Below are 392 nucleotides of genomic sequence, written 5' to 3'. Positions count from 1 at the left end.
CTGGCCGCTGCAGCAAGCGCCATCCCGAGCACCTTGACCGGCCCACTGTCTGGAAGGGCGAATGCCAAGCCTTCGGCCACCATTGCCAGTCCCAAGGCACCCAACGACTTGCCCCACGTCGCCCAGAAGCCTGGTGGCGAGGCAGCCGCAGCAGCGGGCTGATCTACGCCGCTGAGGGGTTCCGGGTTGAAACCTGCTTTGCGGATCGCGTCCAGCGCTTGTTGCAAGGCAAGGTCATCGGCGGCAATAGCCAATTCTCGATCTCCCAGGTTGAATTGCAGGCCGCGAATCCCCGCCATGCCCTCCAGCGCCCGGCGAATTTCCGATTCCTCCGAGGCGCAGTCCATGTTCGCTATTCGGAAGCGCTGGGCGTCCTTCGCGCCAAGCGGTTC

Annotated in this window: 1 protein-coding gene; it reads right to left on the bottom strand. The window is 64.3% G+C overall.

Annotation, left to right across the window (positions count from 1 at the left end; all coding sequences use genetic code 11):
- On the bottom strand, positions 1–392 hold a 392-nt coding region (locus E4T88_RS19085), incomplete at both ends, for a cation transporter (protein ID WP_135107610.1).

It is taken from the genome of Dysgonomonas mossii, from assembly GCF_004569505.1.
Taxonomy (GTDB): domain Bacteria; phylum Bacteroidota; class Bacteroidia; order Bacteroidales; family Dysgonomonadaceae; genus Dysgonomonas.
Note: the sequence above shows the minus strand (reverse complement) of the source record. Positions and strands in the feature narration are given on the sequence as shown.